General features: G+C 38.0%; 19 protein-coding genes and 2 pseudogenes. 2 read left to right on the forward strand and 19 right to left on the reverse strand.

Translation table 11 applies throughout. The features are described 5' to 3' along the window. Nucleotides 1–248 precede the first annotated feature (248 nt). From H4J73_RS09610 to H4J73_RS20490, 4 genes and pseudogenes are all read right to left on the reverse strand, one after another. Nucleotides 249–458 carry a fatty acid cis/trans isomerase gene (locus H4J73_RS09610; protein WP_182223452.1) on the reverse strand — a complete coding sequence of 70 codons (210 nt, stop codon included), beginning with the start codon at nucleotides 456–458 and terminating at the stop codon, nucleotides 249–251. After that, a complete protein-coding gene (locus H4J73_RS21005) occupies nucleotides 458–601 on the reverse strand; it encodes a fatty acid cis/trans isomerase (RefSeq protein ID WP_182180508.1) in 144 nt (47 codons plus the stop codon). Before H4J73_RS21005 ends, H4J73_RS09610 begins: the two co-directional genes overlap by 1 nt. A gap of 164 nt (nucleotides 602–765) precedes the next feature. Next, entirely contained in the window at nucleotides 766–1,119 is a 354-nt protein-coding gene (locus H4J73_RS09620; protein ID WP_182180412.1) for a fatty acid cis/trans isomerase, read from the reverse strand. Nucleotides 1,120–1,142: 23 nt separating this feature from the next. After that, a pseudogene (locus tag H4J73_RS20490) lies at nucleotides 1,143–1,451 on the reverse strand (fatty acid cis/trans isomerase). Between the two features lie 676 nt (nucleotides 1,452–2,127). Here H4J73_RS20490 and H4J73_RS09635 point away from each other — a divergent pair. Further along, nucleotides 2,128–2,398, forward strand: a pseudogene (locus tag H4J73_RS09635) (GFA family protein). Between the two features lie 86 nt (nucleotides 2,399–2,484). Here the strand turns inward: H4J73_RS09635 and H4J73_RS09640 are convergent. The 10 genes from H4J73_RS09640 to H4J73_RS09680 all read right to left on the reverse strand — a co-directional run bounded on the left by H4J73_RS09640 (nucleotide 2,485) and on the right by H4J73_RS09680 (nucleotide 17,433). Beyond that, nucleotides 2,485–3,228 carry a S9 family peptidase gene (locus H4J73_RS09640; RefSeq protein ID WP_182223453.1) on the reverse strand — a complete coding sequence of 248 codons (744 nt, stop codon included), beginning with the start codon at nucleotides 3,226–3,228 and terminating at the stop codon, nucleotides 2,485–2,487. 51 nt (nucleotides 3,229–3,279) lie between these two features. Beyond that, nucleotides 3,280–3,912, reverse strand: a complete 633-nt coding sequence (locus H4J73_RS09645; protein WP_182180418.1) for an NTP transferase domain-containing protein — start codon at nucleotides 3,910–3,912, stop codon at nucleotides 3,280–3,282. Continuing rightward, nucleotides 3,905–4,978 carry an XdhC family protein gene (locus H4J73_RS09650; RefSeq protein WP_182180420.1) on the reverse strand — a complete coding sequence of 358 codons (1,074 nt, stop codon included), beginning with the start codon at nucleotides 4,976–4,978 and terminating at the stop codon, nucleotides 3,905–3,907. Before H4J73_RS09650 ends, H4J73_RS09645 begins: the two co-directional genes overlap by 8 nt. Nucleotides 4,979–5,068: 90 nt before the next feature. Further along, nucleotides 5,069–7,246, reverse strand: coding sequence for a xanthine dehydrogenase family protein molybdopterin-binding subunit (locus H4J73_RS09655; protein WP_182180422.1), 2,178 nt, complete (start codon nucleotides 7,244–7,246; stop codon nucleotides 5,069–5,071). 1 nt (nucleotide 7,247) lies between these two features. After that, nucleotides 7,248–7,715, reverse strand: coding sequence for a (2Fe-2S)-binding protein (locus tag H4J73_RS09660; protein ID WP_182180424.1), 468 nt, complete (start codon nucleotides 7,713–7,715; stop codon nucleotides 7,248–7,250). Between the two features lie 201 nt (nucleotides 7,716–7,916). Next, complete coding sequence (locus tag H4J73_RS09665) at nucleotides 7,917–8,972, reverse strand: GGDEF domain-containing protein (RefSeq protein WP_259366646.1); 1,056 nt, start codon at nucleotides 8,970–8,972, stop codon at nucleotides 7,917–7,919. A 423-nt stretch (nucleotides 8,973–9,395) separates the two neighbouring features. Beyond that, on the reverse strand, nucleotides 9,396–10,466 hold the full coding sequence (locus H4J73_RS20780) for a GGDEF domain-containing protein (protein WP_310649963.1): 1,071 nt from the start codon (nucleotides 10,464–10,466) through the stop codon (nucleotides 9,396–9,398). A 2-nt stretch (nucleotides 10,467–10,468) separates the two neighbouring features. Beyond that, nucleotides 10,469–12,472, reverse strand: a complete 2,004-nt coding sequence (locus H4J73_RS09670) for a two-component regulator propeller domain-containing protein (protein WP_310649684.1) — start codon at nucleotides 12,470–12,472, stop codon at nucleotides 10,469–10,471. A gap of 160 nt (nucleotides 12,473–12,632) precedes the next feature. Continuing rightward, on the reverse strand, nucleotides 12,633–14,642 hold the full coding sequence (locus H4J73_RS09675) for a tetratricopeptide repeat-containing sulfotransferase family protein (protein ID WP_182180426.1): 2,010 nt from the start codon (nucleotides 14,640–14,642) through the stop codon (nucleotides 12,633–12,635). A 130-nt stretch (nucleotides 14,643–14,772) separates the two neighbouring features. Next, nucleotides 14,773–17,433, reverse strand: coding sequence for a TonB-dependent receptor (locus tag H4J73_RS09680; protein WP_182180428.1), 2,661 nt, complete (start codon nucleotides 17,431–17,433; stop codon nucleotides 14,773–14,775). 256 nt (nucleotides 17,434–17,689) lie between these two features. On the opposite strand from H4J73_RS09680, the gene H4J73_RS09685 reads away from it, so the two are divergent. Then, entirely contained in the window at nucleotides 17,690–19,645 is a 1,956-nt protein-coding gene (locus H4J73_RS09685) for a choline BCCT transporter BetT (RefSeq protein WP_182180430.1), read from the forward strand. 32 nt (nucleotides 19,646–19,677) lie between these two features. On the opposite strand, the gene H4J73_RS09690 is transcribed toward H4J73_RS09685, so the two are convergent. The 5 genes from H4J73_RS09690 to H4J73_RS09710 all read right to left on the reverse strand — a co-directional run bounded on the left by H4J73_RS09690 (nucleotide 19,678) and on the right by H4J73_RS09710 (nucleotide 25,269). Then, nucleotides 19,678–20,181, reverse strand: coding sequence for a MarR family winged helix-turn-helix transcriptional regulator (locus tag H4J73_RS09690; protein ID WP_182180432.1), 504 nt, complete (start codon nucleotides 20,179–20,181; stop codon nucleotides 19,678–19,680). A 784-nt stretch (nucleotides 20,182–20,965) separates the two neighbouring features. Continuing rightward, entirely contained in the window at nucleotides 20,966–22,162 is a 1,197-nt protein-coding gene (locus H4J73_RS09695) for an ABC transporter permease (RefSeq protein WP_182180434.1), read from the reverse strand. After that, a complete protein-coding gene (locus tag H4J73_RS09700) occupies nucleotides 22,163–23,368 on the reverse strand; it encodes an ABC transporter permease (RefSeq protein WP_182180436.1) in 1,206 nt (401 codons plus the stop codon). After that, nucleotides 23,355–24,086, reverse strand: a complete 732-nt coding sequence (locus H4J73_RS09705; protein WP_182180438.1) for an ABC transporter ATP-binding protein — start codon at nucleotides 24,084–24,086, stop codon at nucleotides 23,355–23,357. The genes H4J73_RS09700 and H4J73_RS09705 overlap by 14 nt, the downstream gene beginning before the upstream one ends. After that, entirely contained in the window at nucleotides 24,079–25,269 is a 1,191-nt protein-coding gene (locus H4J73_RS09710) for an efflux RND transporter periplasmic adaptor subunit (protein WP_182180440.1), read from the reverse strand. The genes H4J73_RS09705 and H4J73_RS09710 overlap by 8 nt, the downstream gene beginning before the upstream one ends. Between the last annotated feature and the right edge of the window lie 840 nt (nucleotides 25,270–26,109).

Genomic DNA, 26,109 nt, shown 5'->3' on the forward strand with positions numbered 1-26,109 from the left:
TGAAGCAGATGATGAACTTTTTTTGAGTTTACCTTAGAATAGAAAGATAAAATTATTGACATTAATTTGAACTTATTGGAAAAATGGTGCTCTTATTACACGAGAGTTTATTTCCCTTAGTGTTTATGTTTTTATAAAGCGTTTCTTGGTCTCAAGAAACGCCTTTTTTTTGCTTTTTTTTCAGTAGAATTATTTTTTTAAACGGGTGTAATCTAACAAACCAAACTCAATACCTTACTCATTTTGAGTTATCGGTGCAATTTATCTGAAAATATCCAAAAGTCCTTATTCGTTTGTCTTATCGCGTAACGGGTTTTTAAATCAAAGTTATCGCTTTTTTTCATATTTTCAACAGCAACTTCTTGTGGGTTAATATTACAAAATGCTTTTGGATAAGTACCAATAGCACCTTTGGCTACGTTAAGTGTATCTTCTGTATAAACATCAAACCCTATCACTAATAAGTAGTGTATGCGCTCAAGTCATGCATAACCCAAGCAGATTTGGGAGGTTGCCTGAAAAATCCCTTAACGACAGAGGCGCTGTCAAAATGGCGAAAAATAGTCAGTGCAGCGTTAGGGTTATTATCACCACTCCAAATTCAATCCAGATCAATATTGACTGAGCGAAGATCAAGTTTTTCTATAAAAGCTTGTTTTTCTGAAACGTATTCTTTTTGTCGGCTTGCATACTCACGCCAATCTAAAATTGATAATACGCTACTGCTGGTTGCTGCAGGAAATGGTAATAACTTACTGTGTTCAACTAAAAATTTGTTGATACCAAAATATCAATCTTATTTGGATTTTCAAAGGCTAGCCAGAAGTGGTCTTCAATAACGGTGAGAGTAATTTTACTTCGACCAACAGGACCTTTAATAAAATTCATAATTGAGAATTGTGCTTCATCAAGCAAAAAGCGATAACGAGACTCAAGTGGCAGGGCTTGGAAGGTAATAAATGGATTTGATGCGTTTTGTATTTTGTACCCTGAAAGCTTATCTACGGTATAATCCTGGCTAAAAAATAGCGCTTTATAGCGAGTGAGTTTGGCAGAATCAAAACGATATGGCATGTGACGCTTGGCTAAAACAGCTGCTTTTTTTTCTGTAAACGACAATAAACACTTGCAACTTCAGGGTCTTAAAACGGATGGCGTGTCGTAATAATCTGTAGGGCTTGTGTGGATGGTGTCTTTGAACGAACGAGATTTAAAAAGCTTTGTTGTGTTGCATCAAAATATAAATTAGCTAGATATATATGTTCATAAAGATATCGGGCAACAAGCTGTTCTTTTTTTTAGTCACCCTTTAAAAAGACCTCACATTGTTCAACCATAACAAGTTCAGTCTTGGTTGGTGCAATGGCTGTCGGCATTTTTTCGCCTTTAGCTAACCATTGTGTTAATTGTTGATATTCATGGTCAGGTAAGTTGGGTAAAGCGTAGGGCATTTCTGCTGGCGGTTAAGGCTAACATCAAATACTTTAGATAAAATCATATTATCAGGTAATGGATTATTTCGTTTTAACTACAACATTTGAAACATAAGGCTGCTGGCTAAGTTTGCTTTTAGTGATTGCTGGCGTTCATGTAAAGTAGGATGAAATTCTTCGCTTCGCTATTGGTCAATTTTTTTAGGATTACCTTGAATATTTGTTAGGGGGATCGCTTGTAAATGTGTACTCCGTCATAAACGATAGTCCTCGTTCAATACCCACTTTGTTGTGGCGTTATATCAGCAGTCTTGGCGCGATTAATTGGGTTTGAAAAACCATAACGGTCATCAAGCTCAATAGAAGTGGTCGTTGCTCAACCAAAGATGAAGATGAAAAGTAATATTGATTTTGAAAAACGCATGAAAACCCTAAACAATAAAGTGTGCAGTTAGTTGCTGCTTAAGCGAGCAATTTTGATATAAATAGAACTTGAGGGTAAGTGCTTTTTATTCGATGTTCTTTATACCAATAAAATACAACTAGTACCGTTTTATTAACGACGCTTACCTATATTGCTTGTCACTTTTTTCTCAATGATAATGGTCATAATTTAATGGCTGAAATTTATCAAAATTTCCAAGCGTTAGGACAGTTTTTTGCGCTAAAAATAAACAACGGAGTCGTCAATTATATCTATTTGGGGCCGTGTTTATCTGGGGCGGTAAGCATTAAAATTATGGGTGAAATAAGTGATATTATTTACTGCCATTGTTCATTGTGTCGAAAAAATAGTGGTGCGGCTTATGCTACCAATGGTTTTATCAAGACCCAACAAGGCTGCGACTTCGTTTAGGTATTCTAGATTCTGATATTTCAGCAAGGCCTTATTCCATAACGTTATTACTTCAAAAGCAAACTGGGAAGACCTTGATGTAAAACTACCTAGGTATGATGATTTTTAGCCTAACCATCAATAAAGTCGCCTATCGACATGTGCAAATAAGCAAGCCTACAGTGAACAGATTTAAATGGTTTAGTGCTTATTGAGCTACTTGACTAAGTGGCTATCTAACCAGCTCACCATATAACCGGCTAGTTCGGTATCACTGTCAAGTAATGGGTAACCATGAGCAGTGCCTTTGTAAGCAATAAACTTACTACCCATATTTGTCGAAGCACTAAATAGTTTTTGCGCACTCTCATAAGTACCGGTATCTTTTTCCGAGGCAATAATAAGCGTCGGTTTGTTAGCTAAAGTTTTTGTATAACGAGCTATGTTATCTTCGGATTGGCCTGATGAGAAAAATCCCATTACACTTATGGGATTTTTTTCCGCTAAAGTAATGGCTTGATAACCCCCGCAACTTGCGCCAACAACACCGACTATGCCTTTGTCTGACATGTTATTTTTTAAATAGTTATAAGCGAGCTGAACATCGCTAGGCCAATGGGTTGAAAGTTTCTGCCAAGCGGCACTTTGCTTATCGCTCGGTAGTGCACGTACCTTTTCGAAATTAAATTCACCCTTAGCGCTTTCACCATATCCCCTGAAATCTAGACTTAAAGCATGAATACCTTTATTGGCTAATTGCTGCCCTATGTCGTTATACATGGTTCTGTTGTAATTACATTGATGTAGTAACAATACCGCGCGATCACTTGTTTGATTACTTTGGTAGTAACTCGCTTTTAATTCAAAACCTTGGTCGGTTGTTAAAGTAAGATCATTGGCCTGACTGGATGCGGTAAGTGTTAATAACGCAGCGGATATTATTTTTATAAAAGCGTGCATAAATTGTCCTGTTAGTGTGGTTAACGACTTATTTTTTAAATAGTAGGGTGTTTATTTATCATTATGCCAGTTGTCGAGATCTTGCCGCGTGTCTATATCTTTTTCGGCATGAGGAATACTGACTGTTTTCAGGTTTTCTTTATTTTTGTGGAGAAGAGGCTTAGCACCTTTATCACCTTTTAAATGGGTTAATTCAGAGAAATAAGCTGAGGTGAAAATAGCGGGAGGCATTAACTCTTGCCCTGCTTTCGCGCAAACTAATTTAGTTGGTGAAACTACAGACTCTTCAATTAAAGCGATATAGTTGTCGACACTTAAGGCGACTTGATCAGCAAGTGCGATCATTATATGGCTCGTACTTTGATCATCATTGAGGATGTGCCGAACAGACTGTGCAATAGTATGCCCTAAGCCCAAGTGAGCATCTTCGCAATAATCTAAGACATCGGGATCATTAAACAAAGCGCTTAACTGTGAGTGATAAAGGCCTGTTGCAACACGAATGTTTTTCTGACTTATATTCAGTGTATTAAGCGCCCCAGATATCTGATGTAAAGCATGCTCAATTAACGTGATAGAGGTATCTTGCTGTTGTACTTTTGCTAATAACTTGATGCCATTAAATCGCTCGCTTTTCCCCGCCGCTAGCAGAATGATTTTTAAATTATATTCTGGGTTATTCATTGCGAATTTTTTCTAGGGGGTTGTGCTCTAGTACCTTTTTTTCTAGTACATCGCTAATTGATTGGGCGCTTTTACTGAATAGACTGGCATGGCACTCAGCAAGTATCGAAAGTGCAATGCTCTCTGGCAAAGTTCCACCGATCTCAAGACCCGCAGGCCCAGCGAAGTTAAATGATAAAGACTGCTCGTTAATTTCTGCTTGAGTGATAACTTGTTTTTTTCTATTATCAGGGCCTAGTAAAGCTAAATATTGAATAGTGGTTTTTGCTAAAGCTTTTAACGCTTGTGCGTCAATCGAGATATTATGGCTCATCAATATTGCAGCATTAACACCTTTTTCTGCAACAAAAGTGGCAAGGACATTAGCCTCGCCTTTTATAATATGATCTACATTGGAAAAGTACTCTTTGCGAGCATTGGCAGGGCGTGGATCCCACAATGACACTTTCCAACCTAATTGTTCAGCCATATTTACTAGAGGACGTGCATCAATACCTCCACCGACAACAAGCAGGTGAGGCTCTGGTACAATCGGCGTTGCTAACCAGTCAGTATCAACATTATTATGACTTAATGGTGAGGGAATGAGTGAAGCTTTTTCAGCAATATCGCTAACAGCCGAAGCTTCAAAATATGCTTGAGCATCATTCTCTTTACTGACAATGCTTTGATAAAAATAGCCTGAAATACGATGCTGAAGCGCCTCGTATGCTTGAGTTAATGACAAGTAGTTATTATGAACACTTATCTGCTGCAACATAATATAAATAGTGCCGCCGCAGCCAATGCCGAGATGAAATGATAAATCATCTTCATCTGAACCATCGTAACAAACTAGCATTGGTTTACCTGATTGCATTACCTTTCGTGCATTTACGCCAATGTCTGACTCTAAACATCCGCCACTTAGCATACCTAACTGATGACCTTGACTACTAAACAACATCATAGCGCCTGGTTTTCGATAGCAAGGACCTTCAGTTTGGTAAATGGTCGCTAGCACCCAATCAGCGTTATCACGGTTTGGGTACCATTGTGCCAATATGTGCGACAAATGATTGCTCATAGGGAAATTCTCCCAATGAGCAATGTATGCTGCTGATCAATACGATTACAACAACCTAGCGTTATTAAAACTACAGCTTTCATTGATGCTTTACACTGACATGGGTTTAAAAGGTAAATCTCTATAGCGCTTACCTGAAGCGGCAAACACGGCATTACTTAGTGCTGGCGCAAAAGGAGCGACACCTGGTTCGCCTAATCCTGTTGGACTTTCATCTGAGTCAGGCATATGAACGCGAACATTTGGCATGTCGGTAATACGCATAACTGGATAGTCATGAAAATTAGAGTTAACAACTGCGCCACCTCTAAAGGTGATTTCAGTACTTAATGCTAACGACATGCCCATTACAACCGCACCTTCCATTTGTGCTGTCGCGCCATCAAGGTTAAGGACTTGCCCACAATCTATGGCGCAGTCTACATTCAATACTTTAATATCGTCTCCGTTAACTTCAACATGCACAGCCATAGCCACAAAGCTTTGAAAGCTATAATGTACAGCTAAACCAATACCTTGTCCTTCGGGTAATTTATCACGATTTTTCCAACCTGACTTATTAGCAGCAATGGCCAAAATATCTTTTGCTCGTTTGACTTGTGCTGTTTGTTCTTTGTTCTTATTGTTGTCAAGCAGTTGATTAACAAAAGATAACGAATCTTTACCAGCTTTATAAGCCAGTTCATCGGCAAAAGTGCTAAAAGCAAAACCATAGAAAATAGCGTAAACCGCACGATACCAACCAATACGTGTGTGTGCTTTCGCATCGCCAGACTCAACGCGGCAGTTTTCGACACCAAATAAATGATTGGTAATATCATCCAAACTATTCGCCGGTGTTCTAACGAGAGAGGGATCAAATAACGTTGATATTGAAGGGAACGCCGCACGGTGCAACCAGCCAGTAACGTTTCCATTTTCGTCCATTGAAGCTTCGATGTGTTGAGCATTGATAGAGTGATAATAACCAGTACGCATATCTTCTTCACGTGTCCAGGTTAGTTGAATAGGGCTGCCCGTTTTTTGTGAAATAACCGCGGCTTCATGTACATAATCACACTTAAACTTACGGCCAAAAGCGCCACCTGCCATTGCCACATGAACAATGATATCTTTTGGATCGCGTTCGAGGTATTGCCCTAAAACTTTTTGAATATCTGCCGGACTTTGTGTTGATGCCCACACTTCACACGAATCTTTTTGTACCCATACAACACTGGCATTAGGCTCCATCGGTGCATGTGAAAGATGGCCGCCGGTATAAGTTGCTGACATTTTATGTTTTGCTGTACTAAATGCTTTTTCAATATCGCCACGTTCTGACGCTAAGGTTGCGGGTTTTTCAACATTTTTGACAAGTTGCTGCTTATATTCTTTAGTATCATAAATAGCATTTTCGCCTAAACTCCATTCTATTTTTAACTGCTTTACCGCTTGTTGTGCTGTCCAGCTATTATCAGCAACTACCGCGACACCACCAATGGAGCCAAAGGGGATAGCAAAACGTGGAATTTCGACAACGTCACTAACACCTTTCATTTTAAGTGCCGCTGTTTTATCTAGACTTTTTAGCGCACCGCCTAAAACAGGACAATGAATAATAGCAGCATATTTTAAGCCAGGTAGTTTAGTGTCGACACCATAAATACGCTTGCCAACAACCACCTCATCTTGATCATGTCGAGAGAGTGCTGTGCCAATATATTTAAAGTCAGCTTTCTTTTTCAGCGTAGGCTTTTCAGGAACAGGCATATTAGCAGCAATGCTCGCTAATTCACCGTAACCTAATTTTTGTTGGTTGGTTTTATTGATAACAAAATGTGCTTGTGCAAAACAATTATCAGGGGAAGTTTTCCACACTTTTGCCGCAGCGGCTATTAACATCGCTTTTGCTGTAGCGCCTGCCTCACGCATAGGCTGGAACATTACGCGAATACTTGCTGATCCCCCTGTGGCTTGAGGGCCATACTTTTCGTCGGCGTCGCCTTGCTTAACCGTAACACGCTGCCAGTCGGCTTCCATTTCATCAGCTACGGCAGAAGGCAAAGCCGTGCTTATGCCTTGTCCCATTTCACATCGTCCACAATAGATAACAGTATCGCCGTTATCAGCAATCTGAATAAAAGCGTTAATCTCTTCAGCACTCTCTTTCATAATGCCTTTTTCGGCTAAAGCATTCATGGGTAAAGCTACGCTGATCACTAATCCACTGGTCGCTAGACCGGCAGTTTTCAAAAAATCACGACGACTTACATTGGAAATAGTCATACTAAACCTCCTTACTTAATGTGTCAGCGGCTTCAACAATGGCTTTTTTAATACGTTGATAAGTGCCACAACGACAGATATTACCTTGCATTGCCGTATCAATTTCTTCACTGCTTGGCGCTGCGTTAACCGATAATAAGCTCGCTGCATTCATTATTTGGCCGGCCTGGCAATATCCACATTGGGGAACATTGTTATTTAACCAAGCTCTTTGTAGCGGATGATCGCCTTTTTCAGATAGCCCTTCAATAGTGGTTATTTTTTTGCCAACTAATGTACTAACGGGAGTAATGCATGAACGAATGGCTTGTCCGTTAACATGAACCGTACAAGCGCCACACAAGCCACTACCACAGCCAAATTTGGTACCCGTGAGCTCTAGTTGGTCACGAAGAAACCAAAGCAATGGCATGTTGCCATCTACATCAATTGCATGTTTTTTTCCGTTGATAATTATTGACTGTGTCATAAGTACTATCCTATTTTTGTGTGATTATAGATTAGCCTTATATTTTGTATTACACAAAAGTAAAAACGGTAAACAATCAAATATTTACGACCAAAGGTAGGTTGTTCTAAATAAAAAGGTAAAAAAGTTTTAATTTGGGCTTATGTGTAACTATGTCTTTCTCACATGAGAAAATTGTAGGGTCGCTAAAAGGCTTGAGGATTAAAACTTTGGAAAAATTTGATTTCTACCTAAGTTTTTTGCTTGATAGAGATACTTGTCAGCATTGTTGATGACTTCATCAATGGTTTGATTATCCTTGAATTGCTCTATTCCCATACTGACTTTGACATTGATTTTGTTATTTTTATAACTGACCAAATGGCTCTGTAATTTTTCTTGGATTTTTTCTGCAAAAATGTTGGCATTTTTGGCTTCAGTTTGAGGGAGAATAAATAAAAACTCTTCACCACCCCAGCGCGCCACACAATCTTGCTCTCTGATGCTACCAGTGAATATTTCTCCAAGCTCTATTAATACGGCATCACCAGCATTGTGACCGAATTGGTCATTCACTTTCTTAAAATAATCAACATCACATAATATTATAGACAATGGCTCTTTAGTACGCATGATGCGCGCTTGTTCTCGTTTGAGAATAGAAAGTGCATCACGACGATTAGCTAACTGAGTCAAAGAGTCTAAATGTGCGAGTTTTTGATATTTTTCGCTTAGCTCTAATGCTTGTTTATAAGAATTTTCTCTAGAATGTTCATACAAAGCAGAAAGAAAAGTCACGGTTAAAAAAGAGTATAATAAACGTAATTTAAATTCAGTACTATAGACAGCATGGGCGATTAAATCTGCGGGTATAAGCATAATAATACTGGTAATAGCGACAAAAAATGCAATATCAATGAGACCACGTTTTAACCCATGAACGAATACTGAGACAGGTGCAACGATAAATACCCATAAAGGTCCTGTACTTTCAACACCACCGGTGTATACAAGATAAAACATTAATATATAGAGTGAATAGAGAACAATTGCGGAACTTAATCTTAAATTATTAAATTTTTTATAGGCATAATAACCGATAAAATAAATAAAACTTGCGAAAAATAAAGAGATGGCTAAAGCAAAACTTTTGTTAAATAAGCCAATAAAGCCCATGAGGGCGGTAATAGACATACCCACCAATGCAAATAATGAAATAACAGTCGGTTGTTCGAATTTCTTATTATTAACACGACTTATTTTAGATTGCTCTCGCAAAGATTTTCCTTATTTTACTGATTCAATAAAGGGATATTCACAAACTTATCCTAACAGTTAAAAGATGAGATGAGAACACTCAATTTTTCACTTGTTAATCTTTAAAATTATATAACCATCTCATTTTATTGGTACATAATAAAACAGCTGAAGTTACAAATAAATTATATAAAATCAATGTGTTAAAAAGTTAGGGCGATGCTGTCACTTATAGTTAACTGTTGATTAACAACAAGAGGGTGTTAGGCCTTATTTTATTGAAAAGGATTACTGAATCACAGAGAGCATTTTTCATAAGTAACTTAGAATTTTATTGATTTATTTCATCAAGCTGCAGCGAAGATCGCCGTTGAGCTTACTCTTTTTATTGATATATCGACGAATGCAACGGGGTGATACTGTGAAATCACAAGAATAAACACCTTAGGTGCCTCGTGTTACCCTATTTCTGCCCTTATGCTTACCAAGATATAATGCATTGTCTGCACTTAATACCATTGAATCCACCGATGTTTTTTGTCCAGATGGAATAGTTACTACCCCTAATGTTAAGGTAATAAAGGCACTCGTTTCAGATTTCTCATGAGGGATTTTCATACTTTCTATGGCCAAGCATAAGCGTTCAGCAACGAGAGTTGATTGTTCTATTGAGGTATTAGGCAAGATAATTGCAAACTCTTCACCACCGTAACGACAATTAGCCCCTGTCATGGTAGCTATGCTGTTATAAATACATTGAGCCACTTGTTTAAGGCAGCTATCACCTTGTTGATGTCCATACAAATCGTTAAATAGTTTAAAGTGGTCAACATCGCCAAAAATAAGAGATAACGGTTGATTTTCACGCTCATTCTGGTTGACCTCATCAGTTAATCTTTTATCAAAGTAACGACGATTATATAGCCCTGTTAATCCATCTTGGTAGGTTAGTATTTGTAATTTTTTATTAGCGTCAATTAAATCTTTAGCTTGTGTGTTTAATGATGCAGTTTTCTGTGCAACTTGCTGTTCAAGCGTAGAGACGAATTTTTTTTGCTGGATTATTTCTGTCTGTTGTAAACGGGTTCTAAAATAAATAGCGGTGAACACAACAAGTGCAGCGATTAATAAATACAGACTATAGGCCCACCAGGTTTTCCAAGGAGGAGGGGAAATATATAAGTTAATTGACAGGAATTTTTCACCCCACTTACCACTACTATTTGTCGCTTTTACTAAAAATTTATATGAACCACCATCTAAATTAGTAAAAGAAGCTATATTTCGATTTCCAATATCAATCCAATTATCATCATACCCTTCTAGCTTATAAGCATACTTATTCTTGTTCGGCGCAATGAAGTCTAATACTGAGAATTCAAAAGAAAAAAAGTAATCTAGATAAGACATTTCAATATCAGTGACATAGGGATAAGGTTTTTTCAGTTTGACTGACTGACCCATCTTATTAAAACCCGTTAGAACAACTGTAAATTCATTGTTGTTTACTTCCATAGTTAGGTGTTAAAGAATTCAATACCTCGCTGGCTACTAGTAAAAAGTGTGTCATTTCGACCTTTTACTAAGCTATTGGGGTAATAATTCATGCCAAGCAAACCATCGTAACTGTCAAAATTAGTAACATCTCCCAGCAGTGGATTTAACCTGGAGATCCCCTTATTTGTTGTCAGCCATAGCTGACCGTTTTTATCATCTTCAATGGCACGGATTAACGAAGTGGGTAAGCCATTTTTCCTACTAAAATGTTTAAACGTTTTTGTATCAGGCAAATATAAATTAAGGCCTTTATGAGTGGCAATCCAAATTTTACCATTCCTGTCTTGATGTACATCCTGAACGATATTTCCTAATAAGCTGTCGGCTTTATTCTTATTACTTTGAAATGAAATAAAGTGTTGATTTGCTTCGTCCCAAAGATTTACACCATTGCCTGTACCCACCCACATATTTTGTTGATTATCTTTAAATATTTCTAATACTTCTGGATGAGATAGTCCTGAGGAACTATCTATGTGTGTAAATTTTTTGGTCGAAGGATTGTAGCGATATACACCATTTTTATAAGTACCAATCCAAAGTGAACCAAATTGGTCCATATTAAGTGCTCGTAACTCCCTAAACTCTTTATAGTTTGGGTCTGATTTAGGGTATGTTATTAGCTCAACTTCCTTAGTGATTAAGTTAAATTTAGCTAAGCCTCCATCCTGTGCAACCCATAAAATATTATGCTCATCAGAAAATATAGTCGGTTTTTCTAATAACCTGTTTGTCCCGTAGCCATTTTGGTCATTAAAAATGGTGTCAGACAAGCGGACTAATTTTTGTGATGAAACTTGCCATTTATATATTTGTGAAGATGAAGAAATAAATAATAAATCCCCGTTATCATCGACACTTATACCATTAGGGGCTGTAAGTTCAGGGTTATTAATCGACTTAAATTTGCGATGTTGTATTATCTTATATATGCCGTGATTTTCGCTAGTAACCCATAGCGTTCTTGAGCTATCTTCGAACACAATTCTCAAGCCATTGTTATATTCAAGGTTAAGCTTTTCTATTTGAAGGTTTACGTTTGATTGACGAAATAAGCCTTTACTGGAGACAAACCAAAGATAACCTTCTTGATCTTCAATCATAGAATTCACTTGGCCTAGATATTTATCATCAAGGGTTTTTATTGGCATAAAAACACCACTTTGTTGATCAAAAATAAAGGGGCCTTGCTGTGTGCCAACATAAAGTTTATTTTTAGACGTTTTTAAAATACTTCTTATTTCGTTTGCACCTGTAGGCGTTTTGTTTTTTGGTGCAGGGAAAAAGTGGCTAAAAGTTCGCTTTTTTTTGTCATACAAGTTTAATCCAAAGCTTGTTGCAACCCAAAGACTGTCACTATTATTATCTTCAATGTCCCAAATTCTATTATGAGATAAACTCGATGCAACCCCATCAATTTTTTTTATTTGCTCAAAGCGGTTATTGCCAATATATCGATTTAAACCACTGTCATAAGAGCCTAACCAAACCGTACCTTTTTGGTCATGAAATAAAGATTGTATCCGGTTCGATGAAATAGAGTCAGTGCGGAGAGGGTCATGAATAAAATGTTGAAATACGCCCATCTCTGGATTATAAAGGTTAACGCCTCCTCCCCAAGTGCCTACCCATATTTTTCCATTGTGGTCTAGCATAAGATTGCCAGCGTCGTTATGTGACAAACCACTTGAACTCATACTGTTAAATTCAAAGAGAGTTACTTTTCTGCCGTCATAACACATAACACCATTTTCGGCGGTGCCAAACCACAGTAAACCTTGATTGTCTTGAATAATAGAATATATTTCAGATGAAACAAAACCATCTTCCTCTGTTAACATTTCTACAGAGTACTCATTAAGCAGTTCTTTTGGGCGCTCGTTGCTGTAAACGGGAATAATAATGCTGACACACAAGAGCAAAAAACAGGTTAGGCGATTAAAAAACAATAAACTATAGCTCATACACGTTAGCGTTATTCCAACTTAGGGTCGTGACAAAATAGCAATATTATTATGTTAGTTTATTTAACCGACTATATCTATACTCACTGATTCCACAATGAATGTTAAAGCAAGTAGATACAGACTTCGCTAAAAGGTAACGACTTTATGAACCATCAGTTTAGTTAATGTTTAACACTTTTTTTAATGGGCCTAGGTAGGGCTCAAAGTGTCGCCATTGTTCGGTAGCGCTTTTATAGATAGGTTGGCGAACTTGCTCAGAACTTGGGGTTTTAATGGTGCGCTTGGTTTTATGAAAATCAATACAAGACTGTTCAAAGGGTAAGCCACAAAAATCAAGTATCCTTCTGACCTGCTTTTCTAAGTCATCAACCACATCTTCATGATTAACGGTTAATACGAAGTCAGGTAACACCTGGTCCCAATGGGCCATTAATTTTAAATAAGCTTGGTAATAACGTCCAATGTCTTCAAGGTTGTAACTAAAATCTTGCCCTTCGGCAAATAATTGCTTAAACCCACTAAAACAACAAGCCATTGGCTGACGTCTGGCATCAATGACTTTTGCGTTTGGCAGTATTAATTTAATCAAACCTATGTGTAAAAAGTTGTTAGGCATTTTGTCAATAAAAAGTGGTGCTTGTTCACGGTATACACGTGTTTCATCGATAAACTGTTGCCCAAAGCGCTTGAAATAATCTGAGTTTATTTCAGCTAAATTTTTGGGGTATTGGCTTTCTTTATGACTTTCTTGATCATTTTTATTATTCTCGCGCCCGCGTAACCTCGACGCTAAGCCTAAAATGTTGTGCAGTTCCATCGTGCCATCAACTTGACTGTGTGAAGCCAGTATTTGTTCAAGCAGGGTTGAGCCTGCACGGGGCAAACCAACAATAAAAATAGGGTCAGGTGATTTTAGCCCTAAATTACCCCGATTTTCAAATAATTCGGTTGTGCAGTATTTTAGTTGTTCAGCGACTTGCTGTTCTATTTTGCTGATGTCAAAGCCATTGCTAGCATGCTGTAATTCGTTACCTTGCTGATAAGCTTCAAAGGCTTGTTGATAGTCTTCTCTATCTTCAAAGGCTTTACCCGTAGCAAAGTGTAGTTGAACTTTATCTGTTAACGCCAAATTTTCATCCGTGCGCTGGTGTTGCATTTTGGTAATTTCTTCATCACTAAAACGGTAGGTTTTCGTATTGGCTAAACTCCAAAATGCATCACCGTAGCTGGGGTTTAATTGATAAGCTTTTTGGTAAGCAGCGACCGCTTTTTTGATATCGCCCTGTGCTTTAAGCGCATGGCCAAGTTGTAAATAGAAACCAGGAACTTTATCATTCTGTGCGATGGCTTGATCAAATAAAGTAATGGCTTGTTCTATTTTTCCTAAGCCCATTAAGATGTTGGCCTTGGCAACTTTATAACTAAGATTCTCAGATTGTTCAACGAGTAACGTTTCAACCTGTTGTTCTGCGGCTTTATATTTACCTAAACGGATAAGAAGGTTGAGATATTGAGAACGAGCATGAATATGATTAGGAGCTAACTCAAGTGCGCTCGCCAGTAGAAACTCTGCATCGTCATAAACTTTTAGTTCCATACCTATTTCAGCAAGTAGGCACATGCCATCGACGTGACGTTTATTATTTTGTAAAAAATGTCGACAAATTTGCTCAGCTTTTAATAATTTTCCTTCATACATTAACTCTGTAACTGCCAGTAATGCCGGCGGTAATTTTTTCAATTTTTCGAGATGGTTAGCTGCCTTTTGCACTTGTTCTTGTTGGCTGTTTTGTCGGTAAAGTTGAATCAACTCATGCCAACTACCCACTAAACTTGGATTAAGTTGCACGGCTTTTTCAAAGGATAATTTAGCTTGCTTAACCTTGTTTAAGGCTAAATGCGTATAACCTTGTTCTTGATTTGCTCGGCTGTGCAGGGCATCAAGTTTAAGTAACGCGTTAATACTGGTGAGTGCTTGGGTAAACTCTTTGCTATAGCGCTGGGCAATAGCCATTAAATACCATAATTCAATGTGGTCTTGCTGTTCGGTGACTTGTTGTTGCAGTGTTTTACCTTGTGCGATTGCTTCATTAAATTTTGCCGTTTGGATCAAGTGTTGAATCGACTTTAATTGTGTTTCAATTGGGGTAAGGGGTGTGTTGTTCAACGATTTTGCTCCAAGGCAGTTTAACAAGTGATCTTGCTCTGATGAGATACTCTATCAATAAAAAGCCGCTTGATACAAAGTTCAAGCGGCTTTATTTAGTTTTTAGTTAAAAGTTAATTAACATTAACGCTTAATAAAAATCATATGAGAATCTAAAGCCAATGGTACGAGGTCTGTTAGAAACAACTTTTGGCGTATATTGTTGAGTATCAACGTATAGAATGGCACTTTTATCGGTTAAATTATCGATAAACAATTCCGCTTTCCATTCGTCGTTAGTCACACCAAAGCTTAAGTTGGCTAAAATGTAACTATCTTGGATGTAACGACCACCCGCAAAGGTTTCTCCGTTACTACTTTGATAGTTAACACCTTTATAAACATCAGCTTCTTTTTGAATACTTAAACCTGAGCCTGTGCCATAAATTAAATTAGTCGCATCTTCGACCATATAAGCGTCCATTGCCATACCCGCAAGTCTTTCGCCGGTATAACTAATTGAACCGTTAATATAACCCGTTAGATCACCAGAGATATTATAGTAATATTGTGCTTGTAGGTTACCTGAAAATTTAGCTGAATAAGGTAATCTACTACCCACACTTGGTGCAATACCATCAAGTACGTCATTAACTGATGTTAATTCAGTATCAATTAAGCTGAACGCGCCAGAGATAACTAAGTTGTCAGTCACTACCCAACTAAAATCACCATCAATACCTTTAATTTCAGCATCACCCACGTTATCAGTAAATACTAAGAAGCTGATATTGGTTGGGTCATAGCGCGAGGTTTGTAGATCAGATATTTTTGAATAATAAGCTGTCGCATTAAAACGCAATGATTGGTCAAACAAGGTAGATTTAAAACCAACTTCAACGTTATCTAAACTATCTGTCGTTGAGTATACGGGGATGCGGAAACCTTCAAAAGCGCCTTCTTGGTTAGCTGCAGCACCACCACCTACACGGTTAGTCACCGGCGGTCTAAAACCTTCTGAATAGGAAGCAAAGACCATTACATCGTCCGTTACTTTCCAATCAACAGAAGCTTTGATAATGGTATCATCAACGGTTAGCGTACCGTCACTATCAAGTAAGCTAGTGTCTAACTGACCACTGGCAATAGCCGCTTGGATTGCGGTTGCTTCTTCTGCGCTAAAAAACTCGTTTAAGGCAGCATCACTACCATCACCGAAGGCTTGCAATCGACCACTAACATCGTCACCAGTAGTCGCTCCTTTGTAAATATCATCAATTTGATACCAACGCGCACCAAAACTCGCGGTAACGGTGTCGGTTATGTCATAAGCAAACTGACCAAATACTGCGACTTGATCTATCGTGTGGGTAACATCATTAACAAAGCTGACTTCAGCAGGGAAAGGTCCGCCATTACTATTAATGCCGTCAGTACCTGCAAGCGCTCGCTTTTCTTGTAAATCTGGAAAAAGTTCGGTATTGGCTATTTTAAATTGACCTACTGATGATACTTCTTGCGTGTCATAAAAAACACCAGCGGTTACACGCCAGGCATTATCAGCCGGAGTATTGAATCGAAGTTCGTGGGTGGTACGAGAGGTGTCGGTTTGTTCTTTGTAATACTTAGTGGGGTCAAGACACTCTTGTGCTTCAGGTACGCTTGCATAGTTACAAACATAATAAGCAGAGAATTGACCACCATTGGTATAACCGGTGTAATCAATCGTTGAATTAATGTCTCTGTCTAAGTAACCACCAGTATAGACAATATCAAGTTGCTCAAGGCGTCCTTCTAATGTCCACGTAGTTAAACCAAAATCATCATTGTTATTTTCGGGTACAAAGCGGTTTGTTGATGTCTGGCCTTCAAGGTTTGGATCATAAGAAAACACACCTTCAGTATCAAGCGACTGTTGAGTATGCTGAACTAGAAGGTTCCATTCGTCATTAATCAAGTAAGAGACACCAAAACGTGCACCCGCATAGTTGGCGGTATTAAAGTTGTCTTCGACTAAAGCATCGTTTTGTGGCGCGGTTACAGGCGTATTCTCAGGATCTGCTAATTTAGCAAAATTAGCAGAAATTCTATCAATAACTACCGCACTACCGTTATAACCCCCTTGACCGGGAACATTGCGTATATTATCTATCCAACCGCCTTGGAAGTCATTATAAGTGGCAACACGTACCGCAAGAGAGTCAGTTAAAGACATATTAAAATAAGCTTCAACAGAATTACTTAAATCACCACCTTTAGTTGAGCTTAGGCTGGTATCAAAACCGGCAGAAAAACCATCGTGGGTTGGCTTTTTAGTGATTAAACGCACGGTACCTGATTGAGAGCTGGCACCAAAAAGCGTACCTTGTGGCCCAGGCAAAACTTCTATACGTTCAACATCGGTCGCGTAAACATCTAAATTACGACCTTGCATTGATACCGGCTGTTCATCTAAATAAAAAGCAACAGAGGGCTGTAAAGCTTGCACTGACGAAACAGAGATATTGGTTTGCGCAGTAGCTGCACCGCGAATATATATTTCATTTTGTCCAGGGCCAGTGCCCTGAAAAACAACATTGGGTAGAAATTCTACATACTCATCAAAATTTGACACACCAAGTTTCTCTAAACTATCACCGGTTAATGCGGTGACGGTAACGGGAACATCTTGAATGGATTCAGTGCGTTTAGTTGCAGTAACTTCAATGACTTCAATCTTTGCTTTTGCTTTTTCTTTTACTTCTTCGGCATAGAGAGAGCCTGATGCTGCTATGGCCGTTAAGACCGCATAATGCAACTTAGTGAATTTCATATTGATTATCCCTTAGTAGGTTAATTATGTTTTGAGTTGATATTATTAGAGTTCGAACTAAATTTATTCTCGCCTAGCTTAACAAAAAATAGGACTTATAGATAATTTTTACAACTCTTTATATATTAGTTGATGTATTTGTGCTTCTAATAGGGTACTTATTCATCTTAAAATTTTCTTGCGCTGTACACTGAATTGTTTACAGCATGGCTTAAGTCGATATAATATCAATACTAATTAAAATCAGGGGAAGAGTTTGCCTACAACCGTTAAGAGTCAATTGAACAAAAAGGTATTTGGCAGTGCCTCCGCTATTATTATTGCCTTGTTACTTTATACCGCTGCGCTACCTGAACAGGCGCAGAGTTTATTTACACTTATTCAAACATCTATCATTGAAAACGGTAGTTGGTTTTATGTACTAACCGTTGCATTCATCTTCTTTTTTGTTATCTTTTTAGGCGTATCTCGTTATGGAGACATTCGTTTAGGCCCAGATCACTCAACGCCAGATTACTCCTTAGTTTCTTGGCTTTCGATGCTCTTTGCTGCAGGAATGGGCATTGGTTTGATGTTTTTTGGTGTTGCCGAACCCTTAATGCACTATTTGTCACCACCGACAGCAGAAACAGGTACGGTTGCAGCCGTGCAAGAAGCAATGAAGATGACATTTTTTCATTGGGGACTTCATGCTTGGGCTATTTATGCCATTGTCGCCTTAGTATTAGCCTATTTTAGTTATCGTCATAATTTACCATTAACGTTACGCTCTGCACTATATCCTTTGATTGGTGATAAAATTTATAAATGGCCAGGACATCTAGTCGACATTTTTGCGGTGGTGAGTACTGTCTTTGGTGTTGCTACTTCGCTGGGCTTAGGCGCCTCACAAGTGAATGCTGGTTTTGGTTATTTGTTTGGTATTGAGGTCACAGTTACCAATCAAATAATCATTATGTTCGGTATTACTTCACTAGCGGTTATATCGGTTGCAACGGGATTAGATAAGGGCATTAAAATACTCTCTGAAACCAACATGGTTTTAGCTATAATACTGTTATTGTTGATTTTTGTGCTCGGTCCAACGGTGTTTTTATTACAAGCTTACTTACAAAATATTGGTGATTATTTAGCGGATATTGTGCATAACACCTTTAATTTATTCGCTTATAAAAAGACCGACTGGATCGGTGGTTGGACGATATTCTACTGGGGCTGGTGGCTGGCGTGGGCACCTTTTGTTGGTTTGTTTATTGCCAGAATTTCTCGTGGACGTACGATCAGAGAATTTATTATCGGCGTTATGCTAATACCAACCGTATTCACATTATTTTGGATGACTATTTTTGGTAATAGTGCCATTGATTTAGTTTATAACCAAGGAATCGTTGGGTTAGGTGAAATGGTCAGTAAAGACTCATCAGTCGCACTTTTTGTTTTTCTTGAAAACTTCCCACTATCTTCAGTACTTTCATTTTTTAGTGTGCTGATGATTATAATATTTTTTGTCACCTCTTGTGATTCTGGGGCTATGGTGGTTGATATGCTTTGCTCGCATGGCAAGAATGATACACCGTTGTGGCAACGTGTTTATTGGGCGGTTGGTATTGGTATAGTGGCGGCTATATTGCTGTTGGCAGGGGGACTTAATGCCCTTCAAACTATGACTATTGCTAGTGCATTGCCCTTTACTCTCGTATTATTACTCGCCATTGCTGGTTTGATTAAATCGTTAAGAGTCGAGGCTTTTAAACAGGATAGTCAGTTAATAACAGGGCTCCCCCATTCGAGTAATGACAATAGTGATAGTTGGCAAATACGACTAAAGAATGTTGTTGATTTCCCTAATAAAACTAATGTCAGTAAGTTTGTTAAGCAGACAGTAGTGCCAGCATTTGATTCTGTCGCTAAAGAGCTGCAGGCAAATCAAATCAATGTTGAGATTTTACATGACAATGGATTAACGTTAATTGTGGACCATGGCGAAGCACAAGAGTTTGTATATCGGGTGTTAGCTCGTAAGTACTCTCAACCTGACTATGTTATTGAAGCTAATGAAGCTGAAGATGATCAAAGTTACTATCGTGCTGAAGTTCATTTGGGCGAAGGCGGGCAAGACTATGACATCATGGGCTGGTCGAAAACGGCAGTGATCAATAATATTATTGATCAATACCACAAGCATTTACATTTCTTACATTTACTACGCTAATAGAATACAGCTCGGGTTAAACCGGGCTGTAATTACTTATTAGGTGTGTCAGCTTTATGAATACTGCTGGCGCTCATCGCATTAAGTTCTAATAGTGGAGCAGCATCTATTTCATTTGCATCCATCATACCGGCCAATCGCTCCATAGATGAAAGTAACTGTGATTGCTCCCATTGCGCCAAATTAGCAAAGTTTTCAATGAAATGCTCTTGCAAAGCTTGTGGTGCATTGAGTAAAAGTGCTTTACCATCCTCGGTTAAATATAAACTGACTTTACGCTTGTCTTGGGTACTACGTACTCTTGAAACTAAGCCTTTATTCTCTAGCCTATCCAAAATATTAGTCACGGTAGCGGCACTTAAATTGACATTTTTAGCGACTTGACTTGAATTGATACCAGACGTTTTATCAATTTCTAGCATAATTAGTAATTGGGGGGTCGTTAAGCCTGAAGTCTTATTCAGTTGTTTTGAATGTAAACCTATTGCCCGTATAACTTTCCTTAAGGCAATTAATAATTGTTGATGTTTTTCCATTACAGTGTGCTTCTTACTTTAATTACTGTTAGTTTAATCAAAAAAATCAGCAACACCTAGATAAATTACCTAAATAGGCGTTATTAGATGGTTTTAAAGAAAAACTTAGAAAAGACCTACAACTAAACTGACTTGAAGCCATGATGAGTAAAAATGACATCACGAGTGGTGATGCTTAAGTATTTATGTGTTGTTTGTGAAATAAATAAATAGCCTGCCTAAAGTTAGATCTCATACCCATTTTTATGTGGCTTAGTGAGTTTTCACATGAAATTATTTAGGCATTTTGTTTATATAATCGATTAAATCAGGGTAATTAAAGCCCCGAATTAGCACTATACCTATATCTAGAATTTCGACTATTGAATCATTACGTGTTTCTGCTTTCGTCATTAATGCATATTGAACAGCCATTAACTGGGTGACTGACAAATCATATGAACGTGAATCTGTCCATTGGACAGCGCCGTAAGTAATCCAAGGTTTTTTTGATTATTCTAGTGTTATAATAATGCCAAATTAGAACGACAACTAACCGTAATATTACGCTAGATACGCTTTCCTCAAGAAACAGTATCTGTCATGACCACTGTTTGGGTGATAGCGTTTTTACCTCATTAAAAATGAATAGACCTTCGAGGTTTAGATGTTAACTTTTACGATAGGGGGGGGACTAGTTGAAGTGCTTTTTCTGTTGTCATTAGTTACATATATAAATAGCACAAAGCATTGCTTTAAATAAATTCTATTATCAAAAATATCGCATAAAGCATGGCCCAAAAGGTTATTGTGTTCTTAATGCTTCTATCGGGGTAAGCTTCGCTGCTTGTACTGCTGGGTATATACCAGACAACAAGCCAATAATACCGGAAAAAATTAACGTTAAGAGAAAAACGGCAAAATTAACTTCAACCGGCACATCAACTAAAATAAACGTCGCAATAAGTAATAAAACCATCACCACTAAATAACCAATTAATCCACTTACAACAGCAAGTACGACAGCTTCCATTAAAAATAATTGCCGAACAAGTGTTGTAGAAAACCCAACCGCTCTTAACAAGCCTATTTCACTGGCTCTCTCATTTACCGTTATAGACATAATTGTCGCTATTCCTACCGCACCAACGAGTAATGAAATTAAACCCAGCGAGGAGCCTGCAATTTTGATGATAGATAAAATATCATCAAGACTTGAGATCATGTCGTCTTGGGTGACGATGGTAAAGTCTTCTCGGCCGTGAATTCGGGTCAAATGTTGTTTTACTTTATTCGCTACGATGTTAGAAGACATATTTTCACGGTAGAAAATATCAATTTCCATCAAACTGTCACGGTTAAATAGCTGCATCGCACTCGCTGTCGGAATATAAACCATTTCATCTAGGCTCTGACCGACAAACTGGCCTTTTTCGTTAAGTACGCCAACTATTCGAAATCGCCTGCCGCCAATATGAATAAATTGACCAACCGCGTTTGATTGTCCAAACAGTGCATGTTTTATCAAGGATCCTAATACCGCTAATTGACGAGGGCGATTAATATCATCTTCAGGTAAAAAACTACCGCCGGCTAAACTAAGTCGCCAAGCATCAGCAGCCATATGGTTAACGCCAACGACATCGGTATGCCTTGATCTTCCTTGTGCTTTAACCTTTGAAGTTCCGGCAATAACGGGAACCGTAAAAACAACTTCAGGTAATGCTTGCAAATGGACGCTATCAGACAAACTTAGTGGACGAACTGTTTTTAATAGACCACCAAGACCAAATGTTTGTGCTTTCCCCGGAGAAACCGCAATAATATTACTGCCGAACTGGGTAAATTCTTTCAAAATATATTGTCGTAAACTTTCCCCTATTGTATTCATTAAAACAACGGCAGCAATACCGGTAGCAAAACCTACAACGGTTAGCCAAGTTCTTTTTCGTTGGGAATATAATGATGTTTTGACCCAATTAAGCTTATCAATAAACTGCATTTAATTCCCCCGCATTGCACTAACAGGATCTTGGCTTGCCGCTTTTGCCGCAGGTAGCCAAGTAAAAAGTAAACCGATAATGAATGACATTAGCCCGCTAGCTAGTGCTGCCCACCATGGAATGATCAAAACAAAACTTGCAATAAACTGATTAAATAAAGCGGTTAAGGTGTAACCAGCCGTGAGTCCTAAACAGACACCTAAACAAATTAATAAAGCAGATTCAGTTAAAAAAATAATGCGTACTTCATTCGCTGTTGCCCCTATGGCTTTTAATAAGCCAATTTCTTGCTGTCTTTTACTCACTGAAATATAGCTAACGTTCATGATCAAAAATCCCGCTACCACCAAACTAATACTGGCGATTACGCCAATGGCGATGGTAAGAAAATTCGATATTTTATCGAAGGAAGACATCATTGCATTTTGACTAATAATGGTAATGTCTTCTTCATCATCATGGCGTTTTTTAATTAGAGATAAGATACGTTGCTGAGTTACCAGCTCGTCTTGTAGCGGTTTTAATCCAACTAAGATACGAAACAAAGCAGGAGAGTTAAATAGTGATTCTGCACTACGTATCGGAATAATGACCATATCACTCATATCTAGCCCAAGAGATTCGCCACGCTTTTCTAATATCCCGACAACTCTATATCGCCGGTCAGCAATTTTTAACCATTGGCCCATCGCTTTATCACGACCAAATAAGTCGTCTTTTAATTGAGCACCGATAATACAAATTGATTCGGCCAAATCAGCAGACTTTTGGCTAAAACCTCGACCATGAGAGAGTGTTAAATTTCGTACATGAAGAAAACCTTGAGTAGAGCCTATGGTGATCACTTCACGGCTTTTATTTTTATGGCTTACTAAAGCTGTACCTAAAATAACGGGGGCAACGGACTTTACACTGGATAAATGCTTAATCGCTTGGGCGTCTTGAATGGTTAAATCACGAGGTGTGGTGCTATAAAAAGGGATTGATCCACCCGAGGTTTCTTTTTTTCCGGGCAATATAATTAAGACGTCACTACCTAAAGAGGCAAATTCTTTACTGACATAATGACGAGCACCTTCACCAACACTGGTTAATAACAATACTGAGCAAACGCCAATTGCAACAGCAAAAGACAATAGTGCGGTTCTAGCCTTATGCCGCAACAATACTTGAGCACTAAAACGCCAGCTATCACGCCACTTCATTTTTTGTGCCTTTTTCATGGCAAGTGCTGGTGTCAGAGACAATGACACCATCAACCATTTTTAATTGTCTGTTGGCTCTTGCCCCAAGTTCATGGTCATGGGTAACCATGATTAATGTGATACCTTGTAGGTTAAGCTTTTCAAGAACATGAACAACTTCTTTACCTGATTTTTGGTCTAAATTTCCAGTGGGTTCATCAGCTAATAGTATCTTTGGTGACATCACCATAGCTCTTGCTATAGCCACGCGTTGTAATTGACCGCCGGAGAGTTGTTTCGGTAAATGCTGTAAACGGTCGGCTAAACCTAAACTTTCAAACAATTTGGTGACTATTTTACTTCTTTTACTTCCATCTATTCCCGCTAATACTAGGGGTAATTCGGCATTTTCTAATGCAGTTAAACGGGAAATAAGTTGAAAGTTTTGAAAAATAAAACCGAGTGAATTTCGTCTTAATTTAGCTCTTTGTTCTTCAGTTAATGAAGAGGTTTCGGTATGTTCTAGCACAAGGCTGCCATTATCGACACGATCAAGTAAGCCAATCATATTTAATAAAGTTGATTTACCTGAGCCTGACGGCCCCATAATTGAAATGTATTCGCCCGCCTCGATGGAGAGATTAATATCATTTAATACATGTAATGGCTTTTCACCGACGATGTAGGTTTTATCAATATGGCTGAGTGTTATTTGCTTGGTCGTGGCTAACTTAGTCATTATTAACATCCATAATAACTAAAACATCAGGCTTTATCGCACTATTGCTAGAGGTTGACACAAGATTGTCTTTGTCTGATATACCTGAGATCACCTCGGTTTTCTGCCAGTTACTTAGCCCTAACTTTATAACTTTTTTTTCTATTCGATTACCTTTATTGACAATAAAAACGAACTGATTATCCACAATAATATCAGTGGGGATATAAAGCACATTTTTGTGCTTTTCTAATACTATTTCTATATCAGCACTGTAACCAGTGAGTAGTCTAGGTAAAACTTGTTTGTTAAAAGCAACATCGACATCAACAGTTCTTGCTTGCTTGGCAAAATCTTGCACATAGGGTGCTACACGTTTAACAGTTCCGAGAATTTTTTGTTCTCGAAAAGCATCTAAACGAATAACAACGGGATCGCCTATTTGAATATCAGCAGCATCAACCTCATCAATGGGAGCAGTAATGTAATGGCATTGATGCGTTAGTAAGTCTATTGCTGGTGGCATAGGAATGCCCGGTGGTGACGGCGTAGAATATTCACCAATTTCCCCCGTTATTTCAGCAACAATGCCGTCAAAAGGAGCAAATAATTTAGTTTGCTCGAAACTCGCTTGGGTTGTTTTTAATACCGCTTTTGCAACATCAATTTGTGCATTAGCGGCAGCACATGAAGCGTTAGATACTTCTGATTTAGCCAAAGCATTATCTAAGTTTTCTTGTGAGGCGAGTTTATTTGAAACAAGATTTTTAGTACGGGCTAATATTATGGTGTCATTTTTTGCATTTATACAGACACTATTTTTAGTGTGTCTTTGAGAAATAACTAAGGCTTTAGCTTCATAAATTCGAGATTGGCGATCAGCATTCCATAAGCTCATTAAAATCTGCCCTTGGTTAACTAATTCACCTTCTTTGACATCAATACTTGAAATGGTGCCACCAATAGGAAACGACATTTTTGCGCGTTGGCACGATGATACGGTGCCTGCGCGAGTATTGGCAACAATACTTTCAACATCGCCATAACTTGCCTGTATTACCGTCACATTCATTGGTTTTTCTTGTCCAAACCAAAAATATCCGCCAACAACAAGGCCAATAAGTAATGTCCATTTAATATATTTAGCCATCATTAATTTCAAAAAAAGGTCGGTATTTTGATAATAAATGACTAATAACGCCACTGATATGATCTAACGCAGGAAAAGGTGGGATAAATTATATTAATACTTTGATCTTTTTAGAGGTAATTCCCCCCATTGATATCATGACAATAGTTACAGAATTTTTGGATAGTTATTTCCTCATTATATTTTCAATACTCAGTTACTTTTATTGTCAGAGCTGATATTTGTCAAGGCTGATATTTTAGCAGGGGTTATATTGTTCTAAAACTCATTACATAAACAATAATTGATCATGAAATCACAACTAATATGCTTATTAAATTATGCTGTTCTTGGTGGAGAAATTAGATTTTAAGAGAACTAAAACATTGTTGCACAGTAATCTTTAATTAAATATCAATTGTTTAGTTTGATGTAGGTTTATATGAAGTTTTGATTTTTAGGATAAAAGAACTATCAAGTTATTAACGATTTTAAATGAAAGTTGGATTTATAATACTTAACAATAAATTTAGGCGTTTTGTCGTAATTCTTATACGTAGTTAAATGTCATTAATTTAAGTCAAATACTCTAATCAAGCACAGTTAATTAGTTCTGGTCGATGTTGAACATGTGGGCTATAAGTTGGATAGTCGTGTAGTGAATTAGACCTAATTAGCTTAGCTAATATCAACGTGACGTTCACAGAATATGCACAGGAGCATTCATTAGAAAGTGCTAATTATAGTAGGTGATTGCCCAGAGGCTTTGAATCTAAAGGGGAAGAATGGGGTGGTTAAAGGGGCTTGCACCCACGGTAAGCGAAAGTGGGATCACTGATGGATGTGTGTTGTATTTGAGATAAACTTATAAAGAATGGGGTGGTTAAAGGGACTTGCACCCACGGTAAGCGAAAA

The sequence above is a fragment of the Colwellia sp. MB3u-41 genome, from assembly GCF_014076845.1.
Lineage (GTDB): Bacteria > Pseudomonadota > Gammaproteobacteria > Enterobacterales > Alteromonadaceae > Colwellia_A.